Below are 19083 nucleotides of genomic sequence, written 5' to 3'. Positions count from 1 at the left end.
GCCGCGTAGCGGAGCCCGGAATCCATAACCACCGCGTTTTACGGACGGGTTGGAACGCGACTGCTCAAGTCCGCGACAGTCGCGACTATGGATCCCGGGGCGCCGCAGGCGAGCCCGGAACCCAGATCCGCCGACGCGCACGGAGAGCGCGGAACGCTGCGGCTCACAGTCGGCAACCACGGCGGTTCTGGTTTCCGGGCCCCGTTTTGCGGCTCCGGAATGGCAGGGCGGGTGGCGGAAGCTCGTCGTGGATCACGTCCCCGACGTGTCGGAGGTCGAACGCCGCCGCCTCGGCCACCTCCAGCCGGCGCCTCCCTGACGTGCCATCGCGCCCGGCGTGATAGAGGCGTTCAGTCCGGTTCGTAGCGCCGTACCTTCGAAAGGTCGCTTTCGGCCTCCGCGTGCGAGAGGTCGTGCGCGGTCTGAAGGTTGAGCCAGAACTGGGGGGTCGTCCCGAACCGGATGCTCAAGCGAAGCGCTGTATCGGCGGTCACGCCGCGGCGTTCGCGGAGGATCTCGCTGAGCCTGTTGGGCGGGACATCGATCTCGGCGGCCAAGCGGTTGGCGCTCAGTCCGAGCGGCGCCATGAACTCCTCGCGGAGAACCTCACCGGGATGCGTGCGCAGGCGGGGCATGGGTCTATCCTCGATGGTAATCCACGATCTCGACGGACTCGGGTCCGGCGTCGCCCCACGTGAAGCGGATGCGCCACGGGTCGTTGATGCGGATGCTCCACTATCCGTTGCGGTTGCCGCTCAGCTTCTCGAGCTGGTTGCCGGGCGGGGAACGCAGGTCGCCCAACGCGGCCGCGGTGTCGATCATGTCGAGCTTGCGGACGGCGACGGCTTTGAAGGCACGCCACTGCCGGTGACAGACATCGCGGAGGTGGAGCGCCTCCGTCTCCTTGTCCGCGAAACTCCGGATCATCGCCGCATGCTACGTTGTACGTAACACGTATCAAAATATCAGGAGCGGGAAAAGGGTTCCGGAGGGGACGCGTCAGCCCCTGCACGAAGGGGCGGATGGCGGAAGCGCCCGATGGGAACTCGGATGTGACGTCCTTCCCTCCGGGAACGGACACGGTCGCGCTTCGTTTGAGCCGGGACCTTTCAACTCGGAGTTCCCGTGTCCAGCCTCGTCCGAATCCTGCTCGCGATCTTCATCCCGCCGGTGGCGGTGCTCGTCACCACGGGCTTCGGCCTGCAATTCCTGCTGAACATCCTGCTGTGGCTGATCTTCTGGCTGCCCGGCACGGTCCACGCCCTGTGGCTGATGAACCGCGACCGGCCGCTGATCTGACCGCTACGGCTTGGCCTTCACGTCCGGCTCGCCCTTGCGCAGGACGAGCTTCGGGGAGGCCGCGGCCTTGGCGTCAACCTTGCCCTCGACCTTGCCCTCGACCTTCGCGGTCTTCACCGCATGCGGCTTGGCCGTCGCCTTCGGGGCCAGCTTGTCCGCGTCATGGGCCAGCTTGACCGGCTCCGGCACCACCGCCGCATCCACCGCCGGGGTTGCGGGGGCGGCCGGCTTCTCCTTGCTGAACAGCGAGCCCATCAGCTTCTGGTAGCTGCTCGGATCGCCGTCCGCGTCGGCCACGGTGATCCGGGCGGGCTTCTCGCCGACCGACGCGGTGGTCTCGACCCGCAGGTCCGGATCGGTGCGGTTGGCCATCAGCGTCGTGGCGACGGGATTCTGCCCCCGGCCGGCCTTCGTCGCGGCCTTGGTGGCGCCCTTCGCCGGCTCGGCCCCGGCCATCATCGTCGGCTGCACCTTCGGGCCGATCTCGATCTCCTGCGGCCCGGCCGCCAGGGTCTCGGGGCGGCTGACGTCGCCGAGATTGTGCCGGCCGAACTCCTTGGCGTCGTAGGGCAGCACCGTCTCGGTGCCGCCGAGGCTCGCGAAGGCGCTGCTGTTGTTCTGCGGCCGGAACACCGGGTTCTGGCCGCCGTCCTGGTAGACCACGCGCACGGCCGGCGTGCCCTTGGCGACCAGCTCGGCCACCTCTCGCTCGTCGTGCTCGCGCTTCTCGGCCACCACCGGGTCGAGTCGCGGCTTGCACGCGCCGGCCGCCGCGTCCGAGCCGCCGAACACGTATTTGGTCCCGCACTGGCCGACCTTCGGCTCCTCGCGCAGGGCCTCGAAGTAATCCGAGCCCTCCTTGAGGTTCTGCCAGAACGGCATGTTCGGGTCGTTGCGGAACTTGGCCATGTTCTGGGCCGTCATCCGGAACGGGTAGGACTGGAACTGGAAGCTGCGCTGGCCGCCGATGAACGCCTCCCGGGCCACCGCGTAGATCTCCGCGATGGTCGCGTCCGTCATGGCGAAGCAGCCCGCCGACGAGCAGGTGCCGTGGACCATCAGGTACTTGCCGGTGCGCCCGTTGGCCCGGTCGACCGCGTTGGGGAAGCCGGTGTCGAACGAGAGGTAGTACGACGAGTTCGGGTTCATGAGGCCCGGGGTGATCGTGTAGAACCCCTCTGGGGCCTGCCGGTCGCCCTCGCGGACCTTCGGCCCGAGCTGGCCGGACCAGCGGCAGATCGGGTAGGTCTTCAGGAGCGCGTAGCGACCGTCGCCGCCGCGCTTCCACACCTCCATCTCCGCTTCCTTCTTGTAGGCGCGGATCAGGATCGGGTCGGTCTGCTGCATGCCCTTGGTCTGCATCAGGGCGACCGTCTGGGGGGCGATCGGCGCGATGCTGCGCGCGCTCGGGCCGTTGATCCCGGAGCCGTCCTGGCAGCCGGCCAGCGCGAGGGCCAGCAGGGACGCCGCCGCCAGCAGTCGCGCAGTCGCGAGACGCGCCGTCATGGGGAACCTCGTCGTCTTCAGTCTGCGCCCGGCGGCCTTTTGCGAGCCGACATCGGGCGCCACTCCCCAACCCAATAGGCTCGTTAAGCTTGCGCCTTCGTTACCGCAAGGACCGGGGCGCAACACTGCACCGGACTCTCCGGTGGATGAGGGAACGCGGGCCCGTCTCCGGCCCGGCGGCAGGGCTGCGTCCTGCACCCGCAAACGGTCCCGGGGCTTTTGAATCCGGGACCTTCACGGTTGGCGCTAAACCATTGTTCTGAAAACTGAACCGCGGCTCGCCGCCGCGGTCGTACGCACCCGCCCGTCCCGGCGCAGCCACGGCAGGCAGGCGAGGCCCAGTGCCGCCATGGCGGCGCCGGCGAGGGGCGGGGCCTTGTGGCCGCGCGGATGCGCGGGGGGGTAGTGGGCGCCGTCAGAGACCGACGCCGGCATCGGCCACGTTGTCCGTCCGCTCCGCCAGTAACCGGAACACCGCGACGGCGCAGACCACCGTGACGGCGGCCAGCGTCCAGGACAGGGTGGCGAAGGCCACCTGGTAGGCTTGGATCAGGGCGGCGCCGTCGAGCCCCGGCAGCAGCGCCCGGGCGGCGTCCGGGTCCCCCACGGCCAGGCGCTGGCCGGCCTGGGCCAGCAGGGCGCCGTCGGGCTGCCCCGGGGCCCGGCGGAGCGCGACAGCGGCCAGGCCGGCCAGCGTGGCGCTGACCAGCGCGAGCGCCACGCCCTCGCCGGCGACCCGGACCGTGCCGAAAATGCCCGCCGCCATTCCGGCCCGCGCCCGGGGCACGACGGCCACCGACAGACCGTCCATCAGCCCCCAGGGCAGTCCGCTGCCGAGGCCGATGAGCAGCATCGGCGCCAGCACCGCGCGGTTGCCGATCTCGGTGAAGCCCAGCCACACGAGTCCGGACGCGGCCGCCAGCAGCCCGAGGCCCGAGAGCAGGCCGGGCGGGACCCGCCGGGCCAGCGCGGCGGCGGCCATCGGGACGACCAGCATCGGCGCCGACAGGGCCAGCATCAGGAGCCCGGCCTCCCGCTCGCTCCGGCCCTCGAGGCCGATGAAGCGCAGGGGCAGGATCACCAGTAGCACCACGAAGCACGCGCAGGTCGCCACCGGCAGCATCTGCACGCCGACGAAGCGCCGGTAGCGGAACAGGCCGAGATCGAGCATCGGCCGGGCGGCCCGGGATTCGATCGCCACGAAGGCCATCAGGAGGAGCGTGGCGGCGGCGAGCAGCAAGCACGGCGCCGGGCTGCCCCAGCCGAGGCCCGGCGCCTCGATCACCGCCATCGTGAGGGCGGTCAGCATCGCGGTGAAGCTCACGGTCCCGGGCCAGTCGAGGCTCCGGGCCGCGGGGTCGCGGGTCGCGCGCATCCGCGGCGGCCCGAGCACGAGCGCGGCCGCGCCGACCAGTGCGCCGACCAGGAAGATCCAGCGCCAGCTGGCGCCGGCGATCAGGAATCCGGTGACGACCGGCCCGAAGGCCAGCCCGACGCCGAACGTGGTCCCGAGCAGGCTGAAGGCCCGGGTGCGGGCGTGGCCCTCGAAGTCCTGGGCGAGCGCCGCGGTGCCGCCCGCCAGCGCCGCCGCGGCGCCGACGCCCTGCCCGGCCCGGAGCAGGTCGATCAGCCAGACCGAGGACGCCAGGCCCAGCGCCAGCGAGAAGCCGGTGACGATCGCGACGCCGAGGGTGAAGACCAGCCGGCGGCCGTAGCGGTCGGCCAGGGTCCCGGCCGCCATCAGCAGGCTGCCGAAGGTCAGCATGAAGCCGTTGGTGATCCAGGTCAGCGCCTCGGGGCTGCCGCCGAGCGCGCGCCCGATGGCGGGCGTCGCCACCGCGCCCGCCGAGAAGCTGAGCGGCAGGATCAGGGCGGCCAGGCAGACCGAACCGAGCACCAGCGGATCGCCGGTCGGGGCGGGGTTCGGGGTTTCGGTCATGGCTCGGCTTCCTCGGCTGGCCGTTCGCGCGTCCCCCGGCCGGTCGCCGCCGGGAGGGCACCGCACCGTCGCGTAGAGCCTGCGCGCCGTTAATCCGGTCTCCGGTCCTTTTATTCCGGACGGGCGCGCTCTAATCCGCCGGCATGGACAACCTCGGCGACATCGCGGCCTTCGTGCGGAGCGCGGAGCGGCTGAGCTTCGTCGCGGCGGGGCGCGACCTGCGCCTGTCGGCCTCGGCGGTGGGCAAGGCCGTGGCGCGGCTCGAAGCCGGGCTCGGCGTGCGCCTGTTCCACCGCACGACCCGGCGGGTGTCGCTCACCGAGGAGGGCGTCCTGCTCCAGGCGCGGTGCCGGGCGATCCTCGACGACCTGCGCGAGGCCGAGGCGCTGGTCACCCAGAGCCGGCGGGCGCCCCGCGGCATCCTGCGGATCAGCCTGCCGATCGTCGGCTACCGCTTCCTCCTGCCGGTGCTGCCCGAGTTCCAGGCACTCTACCCCGAGATCGAGCTGGACCTCGATTTCAACGACCGCCAGGTGGACCTGGTGGAAGCCGGCATGGATGCCGCGATCCGCAGCGGCACCCTGATCGATTCGAGCCTGATGGCCTGGCGCCTCGGCCTGTTCCGGTTCGTTCTCTGCGCCGCGCCGGCCTATCTCGATCGGGCCGGCACGCCCCTGCGCCCGGCCGACCTCACGGGGCAGGCGGCCCTGCGCTTCCGCTTCCCCACCTCCGGCAAGCTGCAGGACTGGACCCTCGCCGAGCCGCCGCCCGCGGGCCTGCGCACCGCCCTCACCTGCAACAACATGGAGGCCCTGCGCGCCGCCGCAATCGGCGGCCTGGGCATCGGCTGCATGCCGGATTTCCTGGCGGATTCGGCCCTGCGCGAGGGGGCCCTGACCCGGATCCTCGACCCCTACCTCACCGATCCCGGCCAGTTCTCGATCCTGTGGCCGTCCGGCCGGCACATGTCGGCGCGGCTGCGCGCCTTCGTGGATTTCGTCGGCGCGCGGTTGTTTCAGGACGGGTGAGGCGGTGGGCCTGCAGGCCGGGGAAAGGCCTGCGTGGCAAGCGGAATCCCATCCCCCACCTCATCCTGGGGTGCCCGCGCCAGCGGGCCTTGATCGAGGGCACCAGGGAACGCGGGGCCGGCAGGAGGGCTCCTTCGAGGGCTCCGTTGCGCGGCGCCCCCTCAGCCGAACACCCCCGGCGGCCGGGCCGCCTCGGTGCGGATGATCTCCACGAGCTGCGCGTCCTCGGCCGGGTCGGCCAGCCGCAGGCCGACCGGGGTCGAGCGGGTCTGGACCGTCAGCCAGCGCAAGGTCGGCCGGAGGTCGGTGGCCTCGACGACCGCGACGCCCGGATGGTCCGGCTGGAGCTGCAGGAAGGTCAGGTGGTTGCGGCTGGCGCGCGCGCCCAGCAGGTCGTCGATCGCCTCGACCGTCTCCCGGGGCGTGTGGAGGTGGGTCATCATCCACAGCCGGTTCTGGGTGCCGGGCGTGTCGAGGGCTTGGCGCAGGCGGCGCACGCCCTCGGTCAGGAAGGCGTAATCCGCCCCGTTCGATGCCGGGTCGTGGTGGTTGAACACGCATTCGAGCCCGTGCCGCTCCCGGTACAGCCGGTGCCGGCCGCGCCAGATGTCGGGCCCGCGCCGCTGCGCCTCCGGGATGCTCTCGAGCTGGGCCCGGTCGGTGAGCGCGGTGAAATCGTCGTCCAGGCAATCCCGGACCATGCCGGGCATGGAGAAGATCCAGTCCAGCGGGCCCGACCAGTGGCGCAGGTCCAGGGTCTTAAGCACGTGCGCCATCTGGCAATTGCAGCCGAGCGAGACGTGGTTGTGCCCGCCCGGCTCGCGCGCGTCGCGCCGCCCCAGGAGCCGCCCGAGGGCGCCCAGAAGGCCGCCCGTCGCGCCGGTTGGACTCACAGGGTCCGGCCGATAGCGAGGAATTTCTCCGCCCGGCGGTCGCGGATCTCCACCGGGGTCAGGCCGTCGAACTGGGCGAGCGCGTCCGAGACGGCGTCGCCCGCGCCGCGGATCGCCGCCTCGCGGTCGCGGTGGGCGCCGCCGGTCGCCTCCGGGATGATGCCGTCGATGACGCCGAGCCGCAGCAGGTCCTGCGCGGTGATCTTCATGGCGGTGGCGGCCTCGTGGGCGCGGCCCTGGTCGCGCCACAGGATCGAGGCGGCGCCCTCGGGGGAGATCACGCCGTAGATCGCGTGCTCCAGCATCAGCACCCGGTTGGCGGTGGCGAGCGCGATGGCGCCGCCCGAGCCGCCCTCCCCGATCACCACGGCGACGTTCGGCACGCCGAGCGCCAGGCACGCCTCGGTGGAGCGGGCGATCGCCTCGGCCTGGCCGCGCTCCTCCGCCTCGATCCCCGGATAGGCGCCGGCGGTGTCGACGAAGGCGATTACCGGCAGGCCGAACCGGTCGGCGGTCTCCATCAGGCGCACCGCCTTGCGGTAGCCCTCGGGCCGGGCCATCCCGAAATTGTGGCGCAGCCGCGCCTCCGTGGTGGCGCCCTTCTCCTGGCCGAGCACCAAGACCGGGCGCCCGCGGAACCGGCCGAAGCCGCCCAGGATTGCCTCGTCCTCGCCGAAGGTGCGGTCGCCGGCGAGCGGCGTGAACTCGCTGATCAGCCCGGCGCAGTAATCCACGAAATGCGGGCGCTGCGGATGGCGGGCGACCTGGGTCTTCTGCCAGGGCGTGAGGCTCGCGTAGATCTCGGCCAGGGCCTGGCCGGCCTTGGCCTCCAGCCGGCCGACCTCTTCGGAGATCGAGACCGCGCCGTCGCGCTCGCCGACCGCGCGCAATTCCTCGAGCTTGGCCTCCAGCTCGGCAACCGGCTTCTCGAAGTCGAGGTAGGTGCGCGTCACCGCCATCGTGTCACAGGTCTTCCCGGGTTCGCCGCTCCGGAAGCGGCGGGCGCGAGGTGTTGGCGATGGCGGGGGTGGTGTCAACCGGCCCCGGGTTCGAGCAGCTTTGCGCGAGCGCCGCGCGGGCGTTTTTTAAGGTTGGGCGGTTGCGGTGGCGGGGTTGGACTGGTGCCTCGGGTAGAAGCGGTTTCGCGCTCGGCGCCGACCACTGCGGAGGATGGCCGCGGATGCGGGCCTGCGGTCACGGCGCCCGCACGGATGCCGCCCTCAAGCCGGCGGCCGGTTCACCAGCGCCGGCTGCGCCGCCGTCCGCTCCGGGAACAGCTGCTTCAGCGCGTCGAGCTTCGGCGCGTCGTTGGCGGCGATGTAGGGGTGGCCGGGGTGCAGGGCCATGAAGTCCTGGTGGTAGGCTTCCGCCGGGTAGAAGGCCGCGCCGGGCTCGATCCGGGTGGCGACGGGCTTCGCGTAGGCGTGCGCCGCGCCGAGCTGGGCGATGTAGGCCCGCGCCACCCGCGCCTGCTCGGCATCCTGCGGGAACAGCGCCGAGCGGTACTGCCGTCCGGCATCGGGCCCCTGCCGGTCAACCTGCGTCGGGTCGAGCGCCACCGAGAAGAAGATCCGCAGGAGCTCGTCGTAGCGGATCACGGCCGGGTCGTAGGTCACCGCCACCGCCTCGGCGTGGTCGGTGCCGCCGCGGCTGACGGACTTGTAGTCGGCGTCGGCGGACGCGCCGCCGGCATAGCCCGAGACCGCCCCCCGCACCCCGCGCACGTGCTGGAACACGCCCTGCACGCCCCAGAAGCAGCCGCCCGCGAACACCGCCACCTGCGCGCCGGGCGGCTCGTGCGCAGCGGTCGCGGCCTCCGGCAGGCGGCGCGGCGCCTCCTCGGCGAAGGCCGGAAGCCGGGGCAGGAGCAGCGCCCCGGCCAGGCCGAGCCCGAGGGCCGCCCCGAGGAGCGGGCGAAGCGTGATGCGAAGAGCCATGCTGTCCTCCGGCAAGATGCGCGGCTTGCTGTGCCAGACCTTTCGCTGCCCGGATCGAACGGGTTACGCTGACCGCGATCCGCCGCCGCGCACGGCTGGAGACGAATCGACGATGACCGAACCGAAGACGACCGAACCGAAGACGACCGAACCGAAGACGACCGAGCCGAAGACGACCTACGGCAGTGACGCGCTCCGGTCGGCGCACCTGGTGGCCCGGGACCTCCATGCCGCCGGGGCCATCGACAAGGCCACGATGCGCCGGTTCGACGTGTCGTGCCTGACGCCGGTCGAGGACCTCGCGCCGGAGGCGATCCGGGCCATCCGCGAGACCGCGCAGATGAGCCAGGCGATCTTCGCCAGGGCGCTCAACGTGACCACTGCCCTGGTGAGCAAATGGGAGCGGGGCGAGAAGAAGCCCGGCGGGCCGTCGCTGAAGCTGCTCGCCCTCGCCGAGCGGAAGGGCATCGACGCCATCCTGTGAGGCGGGCGTGTGGGCGGCAGGCCGCATTGCGGCGGCGCCCGCATGGGTCTAGGCACCCGGCAACAGATCGCTCTCCGCGTCCGGAAGAACCGCCCCGTCGAAGGACCCGCCCCGTGACCATCGCCCCCGAACCGAACTCCTTCCGCACCGGCCCCGACGAGCGCGGCCGCTTCGGCATCTTCGGCGGCCGGTTCGTCGCCGAGACGCTGATGCCGCTGATCCTCGAACTGGAGGCGGCCTACGAGGCGGCGAAGGTCGATCCCGCCTTCGCGGCCGACATGGCGAGCTACGGCACCCACTATATCGGCCGGCCGAGCCCGCTCTACTATGCCGAGCGCCTGACCGAGCACGTGCGCGCCACGGCGCCGGCCGGGCATGGGGCCAAGGTCTATTTCAAGCGCGAGGAGCTGAACCATACCGGCTCCCATAAGGTGAACAACGTCCTGGGCCAGATCCTGCTGGCCCGCCGCATGGGCAAGCCGCGGATCATCGCCGAGACCGGCGCCGGCCAGCACGGCGTCGCCACCGCGACGCTCTGCGCGCGGTTCGGGCTGAAATGCGTGGTCTACATGGGCGCGGTCGACGTCGCCCGGCAGGCGCCCAACGTCTTCCGCATGAAGATGCTCGGCGCCGAGGTGATCCCGGTGGAATCCGGCACCAAGACCCTCAAGGACGCGATGAACGAGGCCCTGCGCGACTGGGTCACCAACGTCGCCGACACGTTCTACTGCATCGGCACGGTGGCCGGCCCGCACCCGTATCCCGCCATGGTCCGCGACTTCCAGTCGGTGATCGGCCGCGAGACCCGGGAGCAGATGATCGCGCAGGAAGGCCGCCTGCCGGATTCGCTGATCGCCTGCATCGGCGGCGGCTCCAACGCCATGGGGCTGTTCCACCCGTTCCTCGACGACCGCGAGGTCGAGATTTTCGGGGTCGAGGCCGCCGGCCACGGGGTCGGGTCCGGGCTGCACGCCGCCTCGCTCACCGGGGGCAAGCCCGGCGTGCTGCACGGCAACCGCACCTACCTGTTGATGGACGCGGACGGCCAGATCTCCGACGCGCACTCGATCTCGGCGGGCCTCGACTATCCGGGCATCGGCCCCGAGCACGCCTGGCTGCACGAGATGGGCCGCGTGAAATACCTCTCGGCCACCGATGCGGAGACCCTGGAGGCGTTCAAGCTCTGCTCGATGCTGGAAGGCATCATCCCGGCCCTGGAGCCGGCCCACGCCCTCTCCAAGGTGCTGGACATCGCCCCCCAGCGCCCGACCGACCACCTGATGGTGCTCAACATGTCGGGCCGCGGCGACAAGGACATCCCGCAGGTCGCCGAGATCTTCGGGACGAAGCTCTGAGCGCGGAGCGGCTCAGCCCTCGGCCCGGATCTTGTCCCGCGCAGCGGAGACCAGGAAGGCCGAGCGGGTGAGGCCCCGCGCCCGGGCGGCGGTATCGATCTGTGCCAGCACCGCGGCATCCAGCGAGACGTTGACGCGCACGGGCCGGCCGGAATCGAGCAGCAGCGGAACCACGCCGAGCGTGGCCTCAGTCAGGGCCTCGGCCACGCTCGGGTCGGCCCTCAGAACCTCCGGCGCCCGCGGTGCCGGCGGCGCCAAACCGGCGGCGATCCGATCGCTCATCCACTCGCTGAGGGCCGCCGTCGCGTTGACCATCGCCTCATCGATGGTCGCCCCCATGGCGGTGCAACCGGGGCAATCGGGAAACGCGACCCCGTAGGCGCCGGCCTCGCCATCGATCAGCACGGTGTAGCGGGACATGCGCGTCCTCCTCAGATCCAGCCTGCGGCGCTGGCGATGCTGCGGGCGATGCCCGGCGTCAGTACCCTGTGTCGCGGCACCATGATCTTGATGCCTGGCCGGCTCGGGTGAGAGAATTTCTCATGCTTGGTTCCGCCTTCGCGGACCCAGCCCGCAGCGATCAACCGATCCACGATGGTCCTGCGATCCGTCTCGACCCTGGGCATGGAAGGTTCCGCCGCGATGTGTATTTATTTGCACATCGCGGCGGGTGCCACCAGGGTGTTCGCTGGTGGCCGGCCCCAAGGCGATCACCGCACCGTCACCTGATCCTTGATCTTCTCGTAGACCGCCCGGCTCAGGACGCGCTTCGACAGGAGCTGGTCCACGGACGCGTAGGGGCGCTTGGCGGTGATCGCCCGGCCGATCGCGCCGCCGCCCCGGAGCTTGTTGAGGTCGGCCACCGAAGCGGTGTTCAGGTCGAGGATCGCGAGGGCCCGGGGGCCGGCATCGTCCTCGGCGCGGTCGATCTCGGCCTCGCCCTGCTGCAGGCCGGGCTGAGTCGGGACGGGCTCGGCCGGGAACGCGAGGGCGTCGGCCGGCATCTGCTGTGCCGGGGACGGCGGGGCCGCGGCTGGCGCAGCCGGCGGGGCGGCGGGCATGGGCGTCGGATCCGGAGCCCGGGAGGGTGGGACCGGCTCGGGCGGGACGCGCGCGGCCGGGGCCTCGGCCACCGGAGCGGGATCCGGCGCGGGGGCCGGATGCGGCAACATGAACTGCACCAGTGCCGCCAGGATACCGGCCACGATCAGTAAGATGGAAATACGCAGGATTGCAGGGCCGCTCAGCACGCGTCACTCGACGATGAAATTCAGTCTCAGGCCTCAGATAATGCTTTCCCGACCTGTCGGCCAACCGGACGGCCATTCCGCGGACCGCACGGGCCCCGCCGTCAACAGCCGTTCCGCCCCGGCGCGGACCCGGACGGACCGGCGGTGACCGACCCGATCGCGCGCCTCGGCGAGCGCCTGGGGGCGCTGCGCTACCTGCCGGCCCTGTTCCGCGAGATCGCGGCGGCGAGCCCGCGCCTGCTCGCGGCGAGCCTCGCCCTGCGCCTGGTGGCGGCGTTCCTGCCGATCCTGTCGCTCTACCTCGCCAAGCTGATCCTCGACGGGATCGTGGCCGAGCATGCCCGCCCGGCCGCGGAGGCCGGCCTCGCGGACTGGCTGGCGGATCCGGCCCGGGCGCGCCTCGCCATCCTGGTCGCCGCCGAACTCGGCCTCGCCCTGCTGTCCGACCTCACCGGCCGGCTCGCGAGCCTGACCGAGACGCTGATCGGCGACCTCTACGCCAACGCCGCCTCGGTGCGGCTGATGGCGCATGCCGCCTCGCTCGATCTCGCGCAGTTCGAGGACAGCGCCCAGCAGGACCGGCTGGAGCGGGCGCGGCGGCAGGTCAGCGGCCGCACCGGGCTGATCGGCACGGTGTTCGGCCAGTTCCAGGCCCTGGTTACGCTCGCCTCGCTTACCGCCGGGGTGGCGGCCTTCACGCCCTGGCTGGTGGTGCTGATCGCCGCCGCGCTGGTGCCGGCTTTGCTCAACGAGTGGCACTTCACCAAGGCCGGCTATCGGCTGGCCTGGATCCGCAGCCCGGAGCGGCGGCGGATCGACTACCTGCGCTACCTCGGCGCCAGCGTCGAGACCGCCAAGGAGGTGAAGCTGTTCGGCCTCTCGGGTTACATCACGGCGCTGTACGCCGGCCTCGCGAAAGACCTGCTCGCCGAGAACCGGGCGCTGGCCACCGCCCGGGCGCGCTGGGGCTTCGCCTTCGCAAGCCTCGGGACGCTCGCCTACTACGCCGCCTACGCGGTGATCGTCTGGCGGACCGTGGCCGGGGCGTTCTCGATCGGCGACCTCGCCTTCCTGGCCGGCGCCTTCCAGCGTCTGCGCGGCGGCATCGAGGGGCTGCTGCTCGGCCTGACCCAGATCAGCGGCCAGGCGCAGTATCTCGACGACTTCTTCTCGTTCTTCGCGATCCGGCCGGAGATCCGCTCGCCCGCGCAGCCCGCGCCGGTGCCGAGCCCGATCCGCGACGGCCTGGTGTTCGAGGATGTCGGCTACCGCTATCCCGGCACCGACACCTGGGCCCTGCGCGGCCTGTCCTTCGCGGTGCGGGCCGGGGAGACCGTGGCGCTGGTCGGCGGCAACGGCGCCGGCAAGACCACGATCGTCAAGCTGATGACCCGGCTGTACGATCCGCACGAGGGCCGCGTGCTCCTCGACGGGCTGCCGCTCGGCGCCTACGACCTCGACGCCCTTCGGGCGCGGGTCGCGGCGATCTTCCAGGATTTCGTGCGGTTCGATCTCACGGCGGGCGAGAACGTCGCGGTCGGCCGGATCGAGGCCGCCGGCGACCAGGACCGCATCGCGGCGGCCGCCGTCCGGGGGCTCGCCGCCCCGGTGATCGCGCGCCTGCCGCAGGGCTACGCGCAGCCGCTCGGCAAGCGCTTCGCCGGCGGCCTCGACCTGTCGGGGGGCGAGTGGCAGAAGGTCGCGCTGTCCCGGGCCTACATGCGCGAGGCCGAGATCCTGATCCTCGACGAGCCGACCGCGGCGCTCGACGCCCGGGCCGAGCACGACGTGTTCGCCCGGTTCCGCGAATTGTCGGCGGGCCGCACCGCGGTGCTGATCTCGCACCGGTTCTCGACGGTGCGGATGGCCGACCGGATCCTGGTGCTGGAGGGCGGCCGGCTGCTCGAGGAGGGCAGCCACGCCGCCCTGATGGCGCGGGGCGGCCGCTACGCCGAGCTGTTCACCCTGCAGGCCCAAGGCTACCGATGAGGGACAGCAGAGGCGCATCGCACGCACGTCGGAGACGATCCACCCCGCAGAAGCATCAACCCCGTCATCCCCGGCCGCGAAGCGGAGCCCGGAATCCAGAACCAGAGGTGGAGCAAGTCCCGGTACCTTCGGCGGCTCTGGATTCCGTACCCGCCTGCGGCGCCCCGGAACGACGGAGTGGTTCATCGGGCCGATCGTCGCGCTGGATTGCAGGGACGATCCAGACATGATCGAGCCTGTCGAGGCCGTTCGTCCGTGCGGCGATTGCCGTACACGGTTCGGTCCGACGATTGCCCCTTTCGCGTCGCCTGCTATCTGGCGGACCTTGAACCGGGATCATTCATGCGCCTCTCGCACCTCCTGACGGCCGGCCTTCTCGTCTCCGCCTGGGGGGCGCAGGCCGCGCCGGCCGTTTCCGAGCCGCCGCCTCCGCCCGAGGCCAAGGCTCCCGCGCCGGCCCAGGAGGTCAAGGACATCGTGCTGGCCAACCACCGAGCGGTCTACGACCTGTCGCTCGCCGAGGGCGGCGGCACCCGCTCGGTGGAGAGCGCCCGGGGCCGCATCGTCATCGACTTCCGGGGCGATGCCTGCCGCGGCTACACCATGCTGACCCGGCAGGTGACGGAGCTCTCCTCCGGCGAGAGCGGGCCGCGCCTGTCGGACATGCGCAGCACCACCTTCGAGGGCGGCAAGGGCCGGGAGTTCCGGTTCAAGACCACGACGCTGACCAACAACCAGCCCGCCGCCCCGGTGGACGGCACCGCCTCGGAGCAGGGCCAAGGACAGGGGGAGTCCGTCACGGTGAAGCTGAAGGGCGCCAAGTCCTTCACCGTGGAGGGACCGGTGCTGTTCCCGAGCGAGCACATGCGCCACCTGATCGAGGCGGCGCGGGGCGGCCAGGCGACCCTCTCGGCCAAGGTGTTCGACGGCTCCGACGACGGCCGGAAGGTCTACGATACCTTCGCGGTGATCGGCCATGCGGGGGCCGGCCCGGCAGCCGACACCGCCCGCGACAAGCCCCTGCGGACGGGGCCGCTCTCCGGCATGCCGCACTGGCCGGTGCGCCTCAGCTACTACACCCCGGGGGCGGGGGAACGGACGCCGATCTACACCCTCGGCTTCGACCTCTACGAGAACGGGGTCAGCGGCGCGCTCAAGCTCGATTACGGCGAGTTCGCCATCGTGGGCGACATGACAGCCCTCGACATCGACGCCCACTCCGGCCGCGCCGCCGCCAAGGAGGGCGACAAGGGCTGCACGCCGTGAGGACGGGCCCGAGGGTCATTCCGGATCGAGGATGAGGCAGAAGGCAGTGCGCGCATCTCCCTCCCCCCTCTGCGGGGGAGGGTGGGCCGGCCGTCAGGCCGGGTCGGGAGAGAGGAACCCGGCGTCCGAATGAGGCAGAGCCGATGTGCGGGTCAGCGCTCTTTCCTGCGCCGTCGCTCCCCTCTCCCGGCCCCCTTCGGGGGCCACCCTCCCCCGCAGAGGGGGGAGGGAAGCCGCGCCTCCCGCGCCTGACACCCTGGCCGCATCCGCGCCAAAAGCCCGTCCGCGGCTCGACCCCGGCGCGGCAAACCGCCGCCTCACGCCCAGTCATCCTCCGGCTGCGGCGACAGGATCCGCCAGGCCGCGGCGATCCGCTCCGGCTTGATCTCGAGGGCGCCCGCGCAGGCCACCAGCACGTTCTCGTCGCCCATCACGTGATCGAGCACACCGGCCAGGAAGGCCGGTTCCTGGGCGCTTTCCCGCAGGGTGTCGGCGCTCAGGCCGCTCGCCGCCAGGAACGGCAGGAGCCGGTCGTCCTCCGCGACGATCCACAGCAGAACGTCGAGGGCGAGCCGTTCCGCAGATTCGGCCCCTTGAAGAGGTTTGCCATTCATCAACATGTGATCGCTACAAAGGTCACCAAGGGGCTTCACGGCCCGCTAATCATGATCGGCGCGCACCGGGACATCGGATCATGAAAAAGACGGTGCTGATCGTCGAGGACAACGAACTGAATATGAAGCTGTTCAACGACCTCTTGGAGGCGAACGGCTACGCGACCCTCAAGACCGCCCACGGCATCGAGGCGATCGAGCTGGCCCGCGCACACCACCCCGACCTGATCCTCATGGACATCCAGCTCCCCGAAGTCTCCGGCCTCGAGGTGACCAAATGGCTCAAGGAGGACGACGACCTCAAGAGCATTCCGGTCATCGCGATCACGGCCTTCGCCATGAAGGGCGACGAGGAGCGGATCCGCGAGGGCGGCTGCGAGGCCTACCTGTCGAAGCCGATCTCGGTCGCGAAGTTTTTGGCAACGGTTCGCGCGTATCTTGAGCCCCGGTGACGCCGCACGGGCGCACCATCAGCGGCGCATGACCGCCCGCTCCGGCGGGACAGGGACATCGCGCGTCAGCGAGGAAGCATGTCGGCCCGCGTCCTGATCGTCGACGACCTGTTCCCGAACGTGAAGCTTCTCGAGACGAAGCTCGGGCTGGAGTATTTCGACACGATCGCCGCGATGAACGGGCCCGACGCGATCGCGATCTGCGAGAAGGGCCTGTGCGACCTCGTCCTGCTCGACGTGATGATGCCCGGCATGGACGGGTTCGAGGTCTGCCGCTACCTCAAGAACAACCCGGTCACCGCCCACATCCCGGTGGTGATGGTCACGGCCCTCGACCAGCCCTCGGACCGCCTGCGCGGGCTCGATGCCGGGGCCGACGACTTCCTGACCAAGCCGGTGGACGACACCGCCCTGTTCAGCCGGGTCCGCAGCCTCGTGCGCCTCAAGGCGGTCACCGACGAATTGCGCCAGCGTGCGCTGGCGTCGCGCGAGTTCGGCATCGGCGATCCCCTGGCGCTCGCCACCGCGGAGACCGGCCTCGACGCCCGGATCCTGCTGGTCGAGGACCGGCCCGGCTCGGCCGAGCGCATGGCCGGCGCCCTGCGCCAGCACCACGCGGTCACGATCGAGCCCGACCCGCAGGCGGCGATGCGCCTGGCCGCCGAGGGCGTGTTCGACCTCGCCCTGGTCAGCCTCGACCTCGACGGGTCGGACGGCCTGCGCCTGTGCAGCCAGCTCCGCTCGCTCGACAGCACCCGGGCGATGCCGCTGATCATGCTGGCCGAGGAGCACGACCGCGCCCGGGTGGTGCGCGGCCTCGATTTCGGCGTCCACGACTTCCTGATGCGGCCGGTGGACCGCAACGAGCTGATGGCCCGGGTCCGCACCCAGGTGAAGCGCAAGCGCTTCACGGACGCCCTGCGGGGCGCCATGCAGGCCTCCCTGCAGCTGGCCGTCACCGACGCGCTCACCGGCCTGCACAACCGGCGCTACCTCGACAACCACCTCGGCGCGCTGTTCTCCGACGAGACCACCCGGCGCCCGGGTTTGGCCGCGCTGATCCTCGACATCGACCGGTTCAAGGCGATCAACGACAGCTACGGCCACGAGGCCGGCGACGAGGTGCTGCGCACCTTCGCCGAGCGCGTCCGCCAGCACACGCGGCCGGTGGACACCGTCGCCCGCTACGGCGGCGAGGAGATCGTCGTGGTCCTGCCGGAGGCGGGCCTGGCTGAGGCCCGGGCCATCGCCGAGCGCATCCGCGAGAAGGTCGAGGCGATGCCGTTCTCGGTGCACCGCGCCACCCGGGCGATCCCGGTGACGGTCTCGATCGGGGTCGCGGTCCGGCACCCGGACGACACCGGCCCCGGCGACATGCTCAAGCGCGCCGACATCGCCCTGTACCGGGCCAAGGCCGCGGGGCGGAACCGGGTCGAGCAGCAGGCGGCCTGAGGTCGTTTCATCCGGCGTTCGCTGTCCGTGCCGGCACCGCGGCTGCGTCAAAACGCTCACCCGCGCTTAAGGATGAAACTCTAGCTTCGCGCCCGACATCGAATCCCGCCCCTTGCGGATCGGGCGCGGCAGAGGAACGGACGACGCGGATGGATATGCAGGTGCCGGCCCGGTCGGGGCGTGCGGCGAGCGTGCTGGAGAAGCGCCGCCTGTGCAAGATCGCCTCCTCGCCGCACGCCTACGTCCGGGGCAGCACCGCGCATTTCTACGATCTGATCGCCGCCATGCCGGCCGGCACGCTGCCGGATGGGCCGCCGGTCTGGATCTGCGGCGACGCGCATCTCGGCAATCTCGGCGCGGTCGCCGGCCCCGACGGGCGGATCGACATCCAGATCCGCGACCTCGACCAGACCCTGGTCTCGAACCCGGCCTTCGACTTGGTCCGGCTCGCCCTGTCGCTGGTGACCGCCGCCCTCAACGCGACCCTGCCGGGCATCGTCACCGCCCGGATGATGGACGCGATGGCGGTGGGCTACGCGGACGGCATCCTCGACCCCGAGGGCGCCGAGCGGGGCATCGCCCAATCCGACATCGTCGCCACCACCCGCCGGCGCGCGCTCGGCCGGCGCTGGCGCCACCTGTCCCGGGAGCGGCTCAAGGGCAAGGACGCGCGGCTGCCCCGCGGCGACCGGTTCTTCGACCTCGACGGCGCCGAGCAGGAGGCGTTCGAGGCGCTGAGCCGCGACGCGGAGGTGCACCGGCTGGTCCTGGCGCTCGGCGGCGCCGAGGCCGGGGCGGAGATCCGGCTCCGCGACGCCGCCTACTGGATCAAGGGCTGCAGCTCGCTCGGCCGGCTGCGCTACGCCGGCCTCGTGGAGATCGTGGGCGGCGACCGCCCGCATCTCGCGCTCCTCGACGTCAAGGAGGCGGTGCCGTACCTGGCCCCGCCCGCCCGGGGGGCCGACATGCCGGCCGACGCCGCCGCCCGGGTCGTGGCCGGCGCCCGCGCCCTCTCGCCCAACCTCGGCGACCGGATGGTCGCGGCGACGTTCCAGGGCGCCCCGGTCACGGTCCGCGAGCTGATGCCGCAGGATCTCAAGATCGACGCCGAGCAATTCTCCCGCGGCGAGGCCGTGCGGGTCTCCGGCCACCTCGCCGCCATCCTGGGCCGCGCCCACGGCCGCCAGATGGGCGACGCCGACCGGCAGGCCTGGAGCGAGACCGTCCGCGCCCCCGGACAGGGCGCCGATACCCCCGGCTGGCTCTGGTCCGCGGTCACCGACCTGATGGGCGCCCACCAGCGCGGCTACCTGGAACATTGCCGCCGCATCGCCCGGGAAGACCTCGCGGCCTGAGCGTTTCGTGTCGTCGACCGGGGGCCGATCGATCCCGCATCGCCCCCCGCGATGCGCGACTTGCCCCCTCCCCGGACGGGCTTGCGGATCCGGGGTCCGTCGTCGCCGGCCCGTCCCGGGCATTCGGCCCGCAGGCTGTCGAAGGGCGATCGATCGCACGACTCGTGGCCCCCAAGGTAACGGACCGAAGCGAAGGCCCCGCAGGGAGCCGTCCGGGGATCGCGCGGCCGGCCGGAGGGCTCCTGCAGGGCCGCCGATGCGGCA

19 protein-coding genes and 1 pseudogene are annotated in these 19083 nt (G+C 71.7%); 9 read left to right on the top strand and 11 right to left on the bottom strand.

Features of this window, described 5'->3' with window-relative positions:
- Nucleotides 1-350 precede the first annotated feature (350 nt).
- Nucleotides 351-635: a HigA family addiction module antitoxin gene (locus tag AC0IY0_RS02165; protein ID WP_471762941.1), complete on the bottom strand. Its 285-nt coding sequence runs from the start codon at nucleotides 633-635 to the stop codon at nucleotides 351-353.
- Nucleotides 636-639: 4 nt separating this feature from the next.
- Nucleotides 640-927: pseudogene (locus tag AC0IY0_RS02160) on the bottom strand (type II toxin-antitoxin system RelE/ParE family toxin).
- Between the two features lie 198 nt (nucleotides 928-1125).
- Here AC0IY0_RS02160 and AC0IY0_RS02155 point away from each other — a divergent pair.
- Entirely contained in the window at nucleotides 1126-1299 is a 174-nt protein-coding gene (locus AC0IY0_RS02155; protein ID WP_147909127.1) for a YqaE/Pmp3 family membrane protein, read from the top strand.
- A 3-nt stretch (nucleotides 1300-1302) separates the two neighbouring features.
- Here the strand turns inward: AC0IY0_RS02155 and AC0IY0_RS02150 are convergent, their stop codons facing one another.
- Both AC0IY0_RS02150 and AC0IY0_RS02145 read right to left on the bottom strand, forming a co-directional pair.
- Entirely contained in the window at nucleotides 1303-2805 is a 1503-nt protein-coding gene (locus AC0IY0_RS02150; protein ID WP_471762940.1) for a L,D-transpeptidase family protein, read from the bottom strand.
- A gap of 415 nt (nucleotides 2806-3220) precedes the next feature.
- A complete protein-coding gene (locus tag AC0IY0_RS02145; protein WP_471762939.1) occupies nucleotides 3221-4744 on the bottom strand; it encodes an MFS transporter in 1524 nt (507 codons plus the stop codon).
- A gap of 143 nt (nucleotides 4745-4887) precedes the next feature.
- Between AC0IY0_RS02145 and AC0IY0_RS02140 the strand changes: the two genes are divergently transcribed.
- Nucleotides 4888-5772 (top strand): LysR family transcriptional regulator, encoded by an 885-nt coding sequence (locus AC0IY0_RS02140; RefSeq protein WP_471762938.1) that lies wholly within the window; start codon nucleotides 4888-4890, stop codon nucleotides 5770-5772.
- A 161-nt stretch (nucleotides 5773-5933) separates the two neighbouring features.
- Here AC0IY0_RS02140 and AC0IY0_RS02135 read toward each other — a convergent pair whose 3' ends face one another.
- From AC0IY0_RS02135 to msrA, 3 genes are all read right to left on the bottom strand, one after another.
- Complete coding sequence (locus tag AC0IY0_RS02135; protein WP_471762937.1) at nucleotides 5934-6665, bottom strand: DUF1796 family putative cysteine peptidase; 732 nt, start codon at nucleotides 6663-6665, stop codon at nucleotides 5934-5936.
- Nucleotides 6662-7624, bottom strand: coding sequence for an acetyl-CoA carboxylase carboxyltransferase subunit alpha (locus AC0IY0_RS02130; protein ID WP_419830154.1), 963 nt, complete (start codon nucleotides 7622-7624; stop codon nucleotides 6662-6664). The genes AC0IY0_RS02135 and AC0IY0_RS02130 overlap by 4 nt, the downstream gene beginning before the upstream one ends.
- A 261-nt stretch (nucleotides 7625-7885) precedes the next feature.
- The gene (msrA, locus tag AC0IY0_RS02125; RefSeq protein WP_419830155.1) at nucleotides 7886-8602 is read right to left on the bottom strand and encodes a peptide-methionine (S)-S-oxide reductase MsrA; all 717 of its coding nucleotides are present in this window, start codon (nucleotides 8600-8602) and stop codon (nucleotides 7886-7888) included.
- A gap of 112 nt (nucleotides 8603-8714) precedes the next feature.
- Between msrA and AC0IY0_RS02120 the strand changes: the two genes are divergently transcribed.
- Nucleotides 8715-9086, top strand: coding sequence for a helix-turn-helix domain-containing protein (locus tag AC0IY0_RS02120; RefSeq protein WP_471762936.1), 372 nt, complete (start codon nucleotides 8715-8717; stop codon nucleotides 9084-9086).
- Between the two features lie 113 nt (nucleotides 9087-9199).
- Entirely contained in the window at nucleotides 9200-10441 is a 1242-nt protein-coding gene (trpB, locus tag AC0IY0_RS02115) for a tryptophan synthase subunit beta (protein ID WP_147910643.1), read from the top strand.
- 12 nt (nucleotides 10442-10453) lie between these two features.
- Here trpB and AC0IY0_RS02110 read toward each other — a convergent pair whose 3' ends face one another.
- The 3 genes from AC0IY0_RS02110 to AC0IY0_RS02100 all read right to left on the bottom strand — a co-directional run bounded on the left by AC0IY0_RS02110 (nucleotide 10454) and on the right by AC0IY0_RS02100 (nucleotide 11502).
- Nucleotides 10454-10861 (bottom strand): type II toxin-antitoxin system HicB family antitoxin, encoded by a 408-nt coding sequence (locus AC0IY0_RS02110; RefSeq protein WP_147938481.1) that lies wholly within the window; start codon nucleotides 10859-10861, stop codon nucleotides 10454-10456.
- A gap of 11 nt (nucleotides 10862-10872) precedes the next feature.
- Entirely contained in the window at nucleotides 10873-11067 is a 195-nt protein-coding gene (locus AC0IY0_RS02105; RefSeq protein WP_471762935.1) for a type II toxin-antitoxin system HicA family toxin, read from the bottom strand.
- An 84-nt stretch (nucleotides 11068-11151) separates the two neighbouring features.
- Entirely contained in the window at nucleotides 11152-11502 is a 351-nt protein-coding gene (locus AC0IY0_RS02100) for a helix-hairpin-helix domain-containing protein (protein WP_471762934.1), read from the bottom strand.
- A gap of 333 nt (nucleotides 11503-11835) precedes the next feature.
- Between AC0IY0_RS02100 and AC0IY0_RS02095 the strand changes: the two genes are divergently transcribed.
- Together AC0IY0_RS02095 and AC0IY0_RS02090 are read left to right on the top strand one after the other, a co-directional pair.
- The gene (locus AC0IY0_RS02095; RefSeq protein WP_419830158.1) at nucleotides 11836-13680 is read left to right on the top strand and encodes an ABC transporter ATP-binding protein; all 1845 of its coding nucleotides are present in this window, start codon (nucleotides 11836-11838) and stop codon (nucleotides 13678-13680) included.
- 342 nt (nucleotides 13681-14022) lie between these two features.
- Entirely contained in the window at nucleotides 14023-14946 is a 924-nt protein-coding gene (locus AC0IY0_RS02090; protein ID WP_419830159.1) for a cell envelope integrity EipB family protein, read from the top strand.
- 317 nt (nucleotides 14947-15263) lie between these two features.
- Here the strand turns inward: AC0IY0_RS02090 and AC0IY0_RS02085 are convergent, their stop codons facing one another.
- Nucleotides 15264-15560 (bottom strand): DUF3572 domain-containing protein, encoded by a 297-nt coding sequence (locus tag AC0IY0_RS02085; RefSeq protein ID WP_147940972.1) that lies wholly within the window; start codon nucleotides 15558-15560, stop codon nucleotides 15264-15266.
- An 80-nt stretch (nucleotides 15561-15640) separates the two neighbouring features.
- On the opposite strand from AC0IY0_RS02085, the gene AC0IY0_RS02080 reads away from it, so the two are divergent.
- From AC0IY0_RS02080 to AC0IY0_RS02070, 3 genes are all read left to right on the top strand, one after another.
- Complete coding sequence (locus tag AC0IY0_RS02080) at nucleotides 15641-16012, top strand: response regulator (protein WP_007560977.1); 372 nt, start codon at nucleotides 15641-15643, stop codon at nucleotides 16010-16012.
- A gap of 78 nt (nucleotides 16013-16090) precedes the next feature.
- Nucleotides 16091-17464, top strand: coding sequence for a PleD family two-component system response regulator (locus tag AC0IY0_RS02075; RefSeq protein WP_147910018.1), 1374 nt, complete (start codon nucleotides 16091-16093; stop codon nucleotides 17462-17464).
- A 149-nt stretch (nucleotides 17465-17613) separates the two neighbouring features.
- Nucleotides 17614-18819 carry a DUF2252 family protein gene (locus AC0IY0_RS02070; protein ID WP_419830160.1) on the top strand — a complete coding sequence of 402 codons (1206 nt, stop codon included), beginning with the start codon at nucleotides 17614-17616 and terminating at the stop codon, nucleotides 18817-18819.
- The last annotated feature ends 264 nt before the right edge of the window (nucleotides 18820-19083 follow it).

This window comes from Methylobacterium sp. AC315, from assembly GCF_979253755.1.
The sequence above is the reverse complement of the archived record's forward strand: the minus strand, read 5'-3'. Positions and strand labels throughout refer to the sequence as shown.